The following is an 8,166-nucleotide window of genomic DNA, read 5'->3' on the forward strand; positions in this document are numbered from 1 at the left end:
TACGATCACGTGATGATGGTGCTGCCGTTCGAACAGCCGATCCAGGAAAAGCACCAGACCATCCCCGGCGCCCTGGCGCTGCTCGGCCTCGAACCGAAGGACATCGACGTCGTCGTCAATTCGCATTTCCACTTCGATCATTGCGGCGGCAACAAGTATTTTCCGCATGCCAAGAAGATCTGTCACCGGACCGAGGTGCCGCAGGCGTGCGATCCGCAGCCCTTCGAACATCTCGGCTATTCCGATCTGAGCTTTTCGGCGGAGGCTGCCGAAGCGCGTGGCGCGACCGGGCAATTGCTTGCGGGAACGACACGGGCGAACTCGACCTTTGAAGGCATCGATGGCGACGTCGAGCTTGCCAGGGGCGTCCGGCTGATCTCGACGCCCGGCCATTCGATCGGCCATTACAGCCTGCTGGTCGAGTTCCCCAAGCGCAAGCCGATCATGTTCACGATCGACGCGGCCTATACGCAGAAGAGCCTTGAAACGCTGTGCCAGGCGGCCTTCCACATCGACCCGGTGGCGGGCGTCAATTCGATGCGCAAGGTGAAGAAACTTGCCGAGGACCATGGCGCCGAGCTGATGTACTCGCACGACATGGACAACTTCAAGACCTACAGGACCGGCACGCAATTCTACGGCTGACCCCCGCCAATCCGGAGACCAAGACGATGCGTTATCTCGAACATGCCGATCCGGTCATCACCCTGACCGCGGGGCCGGTGAACGCCTATGCCGAAGTGCTGCGCGGCCTCGGGCGCACGGTGCTCTACGACTACGACCCGGCGTTCCAGCTTTTCTACGAAGGTGTGGTCGACAAGGCGCAAAAGGCGATGCGGCTGTCGAACAAGCCGGTCATCCTGCATGGCGAGCCGGTGCTTGGCCTGGAGGCCGCCGCGGCCTCGCTGATCACGCCGGACGATGTCGTGCTCAACCTTGCCTCAGGCGTTTACGGCAAGGGGTTCGGCTATTGGGCGAAGCGTTATTCGCCACATCTGCTCGAGATCGAGGTGCCCTATAACGAGGCGATCGATCCGCAGGAGGTCGAGGCAATGCTGAAGGCGCATCCGGAGATCACCGTCGTTTCCGTCTGCCACCACGACACGCCGTCCGGCACCATCAATCCGATCGACGCCATCGGTGCGCTGGTTTCAGCGCATGGCGGCTATCTCATCGTCGATGCCGTCTCGTCCTTTGGCGGCATGAAGACGCATCCCGGGGATTGCAAGGCCGATATCTATGTCACCGGCCCGAACAAATGCCTGGGCGCGCCTCCCGGCCTGACGATGATGGGTGTCAGCGAGCGGGCCTGGGCCAAGATGAAGGCCAATCCCCTGGCGCCGCGCGCGTCGATGCTGAGCATCGTCGACTGGGAGCATGCGTGGTCGCGGGACAAGCCGTTTCCATTTACGCCGTCGGTCTCGGAGATCAACGGGCTCGATGTCGCGCTCGACCTCTACCTCAATGAGGGACCGGAGGCGGTGTGGGCGCGCCATGCACTCACCGCCAAGGCCATGCGCGCTGGCGTTGCCGCGATGGGCCTGTCGATCTGGGCTGCCAGCGACAGCATCGCGTCGCCGACCACGACCGCTGTCCGCACGCCCGAAGGTTTCGACGAGAAGGCGCTTCGCCAGGCCGCGCGCGCCCGTTACGGCGTGGTGTTTTCGTCGGGGCGCGGCGAGACCTTGGGAAAGCTGACGCGCATCGGCCATATGGGACCGACCGCCCAGCCGATCTATGCGATCGCGGCGCTGACGGCACTGGGCGGCGCCATGAATGCGGCCGGCCAGAAACTGGCGATCGGCAGGGGCATCGACGCGGCGCTGGCCGTGATCGACGCCGACGCCTGAACAGACATCACCACGGATTGAGGGAGCATTTTCATGACTGAACGGCTTGCGGGAAAGACGGCCCTGGTTACAGGCGCCGCGCAGGGTATCGGCAAGGCGATCGCAGCGCGGCTTGCCGCCGACGGGGCAACCGTCATCGTCAGCGACATCAATGCCGAAGGCGCCGGGGCGGCGGCCGCGGCGATAGGCGGAAAGGCGAGGGCGATCGCCGCCGACATTTCCGATCCGGCATCCGTCAAGGCACTCTTCGGAGAAATCCAGGCCCTGACCGGGGGCATCGACATCCTGGTCAACAATGCCAGCATCGTGCCGTTCGTCGCCTGGGACGATGTCGATCTCGACCATTGGCGCAAGATCATCGACGTCAATTTGACCGGCACTTTTATCGTCAGCCGTGCCGGTACGGACCAGATGCGTGCGGCGGGGAAGGCCGGACGGGTAATCAGCATCGCATCCAACACCTTCTTTGCCGGCACGCCGAACATGGCTGCCTATGTCGCGGCCAAGGGTGGCGTCATCGGCTTCACCAGGGCGCTCGCCACCGAGCTTGGCAAATACAACATCACCGCCAATGCGGTGACGCCCGGCCTGATCGAGAGCGACGGCGTCAAGGCGAGCCCGCACAACGAGGCGTTCGGCTTCGTCGAGATGCTTCAGGCGATGAAAGGCAAAGGGCAGCCGGAACATATCGCGGACGTGGTCTCGTTCCTGGCCTCCGACGATGCGCGCTGGATCACCGGCCAGACGCTCAATGTCGACGCCGGGATGGTGCGCCACTAGCCAAAGCGCATCCCAAAAACTGTTACGCATTTCGGAACGACCTGCATCGGGGTTGCTGCAGCGGACGGGCGCGGCCATCAAAGGGAAATCATAGTGGACTTCGGATTCGACACGTCGGTTTTCGACGAGCTGACGATTGCAATGCTGGTCGCCGGCCTGGCCATGACCGGCGTGGCGTCCGGCGTGCTGGCTGGCCTGCTGGGAGTCGGTGGCGGTATCGTCATCGTCCCGGTGCTGTTCTGGGTGCTTAGCCTGTTCCAGTTTTCTCCTGATGTGATCAGCCATCTGGCGGTGGCGACGTCGCTTGCGGTCATTATCCCCACCTCGATCTCATCGATGCGGTCACACAACAGGCGCGGCAACGTTGATCGGCCTCTGCTCAATCTGTGGGGCCCGGCCATTTTCGTCGGTGCCCTCGTCGGTGGCATCATGTCGAAATTCATCCCGGGCGCCGGCTTGCGGCTGGTCTTCGGCGTCGTCGGCCTGCTGGTGGCCGTCAACATGGCGTTGCCGAAGCACCTCGTGATCTCCGATCACCTGCCGAAAAGCGGCTGGATCAACCGCGCGATCGCTGCTGTGATCGGCTTTGTCTCTTCGCTCATGGGGATTGGCGGCGGCACATTGTCGGTGCCGACGCTTTCCAGCTTCTCCTTTCCGGTGCACCGGGCCGTCGGCACATCGTCGGCGCTTGGCCTGCTTATCGCGCTTCCAGCGGTGGCCGGCTTCATCTGGTCGGGTCTCGCAATTGCAGGCAGGCCTCCGCTCAGCCTGGGTTACGTCAGCCTGCCGGCGGTTGCCATCATAGCGCCGGTGAGCTTTCTGTTTGCACCCTTGGGCGCCAAGCTCGCCCACGCGCTCAACCCGCGCTACCTGAAGCTTGCCTTTGCGTTCTTCCTGGCGATCACGGCCGGGCGAATGCTGCTTTCCTGAATCCGGTTCAGCGGCCTACTGCTATTTTTCCCGCATGGCCCGGCGGAAGTTCTGCGTGATCGGCTCGGCGAGATAAGAAAGCACGGTGCGAGCCCCCGTCCGGATCATCGTCTCGCTCGACATGCCGGGCAGCAGCTTGCGGCCCTCCAGCTTGCCGAGTTCGCTTTTGTCGATCACAACTGTCGCCGCGAAATAAGGTGCGCCGCTGCGTTCCTCAACCATGCGGTCAGCCGACACGATCTCCACGACGCCCTCGAGCGGCGGCAGGTTGTAGCGGGCGAAGGCCGGGAAGCTGACGCGCGCGAGCTGTCCGGGTGCGATCGTCTCGACATCCTCCGGCTTGACCATAGCCTCGACCACGAGTTGTTGTCCGAGCGGTACGATCGTCATCAATGTCTCACCGGGTTTCACGACACCGCCCGCGGTATGGACCTTCAAGTCCATGACGATGCCGTCAACCGGCGCGACAACGTTGGTACGGCTAAGCACGTCCCTGGCGGAACGCTCCTGCTGTCCGAGGTCAAACAGCTCCGCCTCGACCTTGCTCAACTCGTCGACGGCCTCGTTCAGGCGCACTGTGTTGAGGTTCAGGATCTGCATGTCGATCTCGGCCATGGCGCTTCCGGCACGGGCGATTGCCGCGACATTGGTGGCGCGCTCGCCCTCGATCTCCCGCTGCTGGCGTCTGAGCGACAAGTTCCGTTCGCGGGTGGTCAGCCCTTTCTTGAGCAGACCCTCAAGGTCTTTGCTTTCACCCTCGATTGCCTCGATCTGCTTGTCTTCCGTGACGATAAGCTGCTCCAGCCCCGTTATCTCTTCCTCGACCTGGTGACGGCGCTGGCCGAGAATTTCCTGCTCGTCCTTCAGATTGTGGTGCTTCGCTGTAAACACGTCACGCTGTGCTGCCACCGCGTCCTTCACGGCGATCGCGGGGTTTGCGAGCAACGCCGGATTGAACTCGATCTCGGTCTTGCCGTCACGCTCGGCCCTGAGACGCGCGGCCAGCGCCTCACGCGTTGCTATCCGGTTCTGGATCAGGTCGAGCTGCGCCTTTGCCTGCGTGTCGTCGAGCCCGACGAGGATCTTGCCCGCCTTGACGATATCCCCGTTGGCGGCGTTCAACTCCGCGATGATGCCGCCCTCGAGGTGCTGGATGAGCTTGCGGTCGCCGGCGACCTTGATCACGCCCGACGCCACCGCAGCGCTGTCCAGCGGCGCCAGGGCCGCCCATCCCCCGGCCACGCCGAAGAACAGGAACATGATCGCGAAGCCGGTGCACGTCACGCCGGTGAGACGGAGGGGTTGCGGCTCCAGGAGAGAGGGCGGCGCGAGGGGCAGCGGCACGACCTTCAATTCGGGGGGGCGGCTCATGCTTCCTTGACCTCTTTGATTTCCTTCACCACTTCAAGGGCTGGCAACTGGGCCGCCTTGGGCAGATGGGCCACCTTGCCGACACGGCTGGCGAGTTCGTTGAAGACATGGTCGCGCGGCCCGAAGAGATCTTGCTGACCCCTGTTGAGGACCAGTATCTTGTCTACCTTGTCCAAAATGCTGGCGCGGTGCGCGATAAGGATAACGGTCGTATTCGTCGCCTTGGCCACGCCGAGAGCGGCAATCAATGCCTCCTCGCCCTCCCTGTCGAGGTTGGAATTGGGTTCGTCGAGGATAAGCAGCGCGGGGTCGCCGTAGAGTGCCCGCGCCAGCCCGATGCGCTGGCGCTGCCCGCCCGACAGTATCGCACCCGCTTCGCCGATTTCGGTGCCGTACGCCTTCGGCAGTCCTTTGATCAGCTCGTGGACTCCCGCCAACTGCGCGGCCTCGACCACCTTGTTGAAGACCGCCGGGTTGAGCATCGCGAAGCGGCAAATGTTTTCGGACACGGTGCCGGCGAAGAGCTCGATGTCCTGCGGCAGATAGCCGACATGACGACCACGGTCTTCCGCCGCCCATTGGGCAACATCCGTTCCGTCCAGCAAGGCGCGCCCCGCGGACGGGCGCCAGGCGCCGGCGAGTATGCGCGCCAGGCTCGTCTTGCCAGCCCCGCTCGGACCGATCAACGCCATCGCTTCACCCGGCTCGAGGCGGAAGTTGATCCCCTTGAGGATGTGCTCGCCACCCTGCCGGGCAAGCACAAGGTTGTCGGCCTCAAACCTGCCTTTCGGACGGGGCAGTGGCAGGACCGGTGTGGCCTCCCGGTGCTGTCCGGCGACCGCGGTGAGGCGCCGGTAAGCGGCACGGGCTCCGACCGTCGCCTTCCAGGTGCCGATCGCTTGCTCGACCGGTGACAATGCGCGGCCCATCAGGATCGAGGCGGAGATCATGATACCGGGCGAGGCCTCGTTGCGAAGAACCAGATAGGCACCGAGGCCGAGTATGGCCATTTGCAGGGCCAGCCGGTGACAACGCGCGATGGCCGCGATGACCCCACCCCGGTTAGCGGCAAGGACTTGTCCTTTGTTCGCCTCGTCCTGCTGTGCCTTCCAGCCTTCCATCAGCGGCTTTAGCATACCCATCGCCTGGACGACCTCGGCGTTGCGGATCGTCGCCTCGGCCTGCACGTATGCCCGCGACTGTGCATTTGCAGCCTCGGTCAATGGTTTGCGTGTGACGTATTCGTTGAGCAACGCCAACGCAAAGAGGACAATCCCGCCGCACAGCGCCAACCAGCCCAGCCAGGGGTGCATGACGAATATGGCGGCGAAAAACAACGGTGCCCAAGGCGCGTCAAGAATCGGGAAGATGCTCGGGCTGGTGAAGAAATTCCGCACTTGATCCAGGTCGCGTAGCGGACGGGCGTTGGCATGACCGGGCGCCGAGGCGGCATATTCCACGGATGCGGTCAGGAGAACCGGTGCCAACCGCGCGTTCATCCACGATCCGACTTTAGCCAGAAGACGCCCGCGCACCACCTCCAGCCCCGCCATTGCCGCGAGTGCCCCTGCCGCCATAAGCGACAGCATCACCAGCGTCTCCAGGCTGTGGCTGGACAACACGCGGTGGTAGACCTGGAGCATATAGAGCGCCCCGGTCAGCATCAGCACGTTGATGCCGCCGCTGAACCAGACAAGCGGCCGGATGGCGCGTCTGGCCTCTTTCATCACCACCTGCAGGGCAGGCGGCTGTTGGTTGGTTCTCATCATCTGGATGACATCTCCGTGCAAGAGATCGCGGGAGGCGCACGGGGGCAGCATCGGCTGCCCCCGTTGGTCAAGTGTCAGGCGACATCAACAAGTATGTGCTGCATGTCTGTCACATCCCCGTCCGCGTCCGCCACCTGGAAGGCGAAGTCGAGGCTGGCTGACGGCGTCTCGGTCACGGTCGTGCTGAAGGCGATGTCCACGATCTTCAGCACGTCGTTGTCAGCGCCGTCGAAGCTCACCAGATCGTTGGTCGCAACGCTGCTGCCGCCGCCAGCTCCGGTCTCCCTGATCAGGTCGATGGCACTGCCGGTGATCCCGTTGCCCGACTGCATGATCTGGACACCCTGCAGCAGGTACTCTTCGCCGGCTGCGTTGTAGTCGTTCTGCTCGATGATCACGAGGCCGTCATTGTTGTCGAGCGTGAACTCCGAGCTGTACGGGGACGGGGCCTGACCCGTCTTGAAGATGTCGGCGTTCTGCACGTACATAGCCCGTGTGATCGAAGTGTCGTCCGCGGTGCCGAAAATGTTGTCGGCACCGTTGTCGGCCAGGTTGAGGATCAGCATCAGGTCCTCGCTGTTGCCGATGCCGTCGAACTCGATGGCCATGCTGCCGGCGAAAGCCGACGTCTGCGGTGTCTGCTGCACCTCGGTTGCGATACCGACATTGTTGTCGAAGAACCGCAACGTGAGCAATTCGCCTTTCTGGATCGTGTCACCGGCGACACCGTTGGTGTTCTGCGTCGCAGACACCCATGTTTCATTGTCGTTGCTCACCATGTCGTGAGCGCCGAAGGCGAATGAGGAGTCAAAGGGGTTGGATGCCCCCTCGCCGTTATTCGTCAATCCGAACGGGTTGGATCTGTTGATCGCGTTGCCGGTGAACTGCACGTAGAAGTCTTCGTCTACATTCTGCGTGGTCCCGTCATCCGCCTGCAATTGTTCCAACACGATCTGCGGGTGGCCCGTATTGCTCGTGGGCTGCTTGGACAAGAGTTCACTGGTGTGGATAAGGTCGAAGCTGAAGCCTTCGAGCGGATCGGTCAGGGTGATGGTGTAAGTGCCGGCACCCTTGTCGAAGAGGAGGGTGCCGCCCGCCGTGCCCGGCTGGACGAGATCCGCTGGGTCCTTGTCGTAGGTGAAGCTGAAGTCGAACGTCGCGAAATCGGAGTCCTCCGACGCGAGCGTGACGTCCGAGGTGATGAGATTGCCCCCGCCGCCGCCGGCGATCGAGCCGGTGAGTGCGATCTGGATGCCATTAAGCGGGTCGCCATCCTGGTCGACGAAGTCAGAGTGCGTGGCATCGTAGAACGCGTCCGGGCGAGCATCCGCGCCGATGTCGTACCCGAAGGCTCCGGTGGCGGACGCATTGGCCGCATTAGCCAGGGTTTCGTGGGTACCATCGCTACCACCACCGGAGGCATCACCGTCGAACGGCACCGTGATCGTCGGCCCGTCATCCTCGAA

6 protein-coding genes and 1 pseudogene are annotated in these 8,166 nt (G+C 63.2%); 4 read left to right on the top strand and 3 right to left on the bottom strand.

Annotated features, from left to right (window positions below; all coding sequences use genetic code 11):
• From EN906_RS14600 to EN906_RS14615, 4 genes are all read left to right on the top strand, one after another.
• A partial coding sequence (locus EN906_RS14600) for an N-acyl homoserine lactonase family protein (RefSeq protein WP_164777179.1) occupies window positions 1-645 on the top strand: 645 nt, incomplete at its 5' end.
• 26 nt (window positions 646-671) lie between these two features.
• Complete coding sequence (locus EN906_RS14605) at window positions 672-1,850, top strand: alanine--glyoxylate aminotransferase family protein (RefSeq protein ID WP_127270366.1); 1,179 nt, start codon at window positions 672-674, stop codon at window positions 1,848-1,850.
• Between the two features lie 33 nt (window positions 1,851-1,883).
• Entirely contained in the window at window positions 1,884-2,630 is a 747-nt protein-coding gene (locus tag EN906_RS14610; RefSeq protein ID WP_127270367.1) for an SDR family NAD(P)-dependent oxidoreductase, read from the top strand.
• A 93-nt stretch (window positions 2,631-2,723) separates the two neighbouring features.
• Entirely contained in the window at window positions 2,724-3,560 is an 837-nt protein-coding gene (locus EN906_RS14615) for a sulfite exporter TauE/SafE family protein (protein WP_127269265.1), read from the top strand.
• 21 nt (window positions 3,561-3,581) lie between these two features.
• Here EN906_RS14615 and EN906_RS14620 read toward each other — a convergent pair whose 3' ends face one another.
• The 3 genes and pseudogenes from EN906_RS14620 to EN906_RS14630 all read right to left on the bottom strand — a co-directional run.
• Complete coding sequence (locus EN906_RS14620; RefSeq protein ID WP_127269264.1) at window positions 3,582-4,931, bottom strand: HlyD family type I secretion periplasmic adaptor subunit; 1,350 nt, start codon at window positions 4,929-4,931, stop codon at window positions 3,582-3,584.
• Window positions 4,928-6,697 carry a type I secretion system permease/ATPase gene (locus tag EN906_RS14625; protein WP_127269267.1) on the bottom strand — a complete coding sequence of 590 codons (1,770 nt, stop codon included), beginning with the start codon at window positions 6,695-6,697 and terminating at the stop codon, window positions 4,928-4,930. Before EN906_RS14625 ends, EN906_RS14620 begins: the two co-directional genes overlap by 4 nt.
• A 77-nt stretch (window positions 6,698-6,774) precedes the next feature.
• Window positions 6,775-8,166 (bottom strand): annotated as a pseudogene (locus tag EN906_RS14630) (hypothetical protein); the annotation flags it as partial.

Origin of the sequence: Mesorhizobium sp. M7A.F.Ca.CA.004.06.1.1, assembly GCF_003999135.1 — a bacterium.
In the GTDB taxonomy this organism is placed as follows: Bacteria; Pseudomonadota; Alphaproteobacteria; order Rhizobiales; family Rhizobiaceae; genus Mesorhizobium.

Bases quoted from the DNA above. Each gene is read 5' to 3' on its own strand.
- EN906_RS14605 (WP_127270366.1), top strand. From the start codon at position 672: ATGCGTTATCTCGAACATGCCGATCCGGTCATCACCCTGACCGCGGGG.
- EN906_RS14610 (WP_127270367.1), top strand. From the start codon at position 1,884: ATGACTGAACGGCTTGCGGGAAAGACGGCCCTGGTTACAGGCGCCGCG.
- EN906_RS14620 (WP_127269264.1), bottom strand. From the start codon at position 4,931: ATGAGCCGCCCCCCCGAATTGAAGGTCGTGCCGCTGCCCCTCGCGCCG.
- EN906_RS14625 (WP_127269267.1), bottom strand. From the start codon at position 6,697: ATGAGAACCAACCAACAGCCGCCTGCCCTGCAGGTGGTGATGAAAGAG.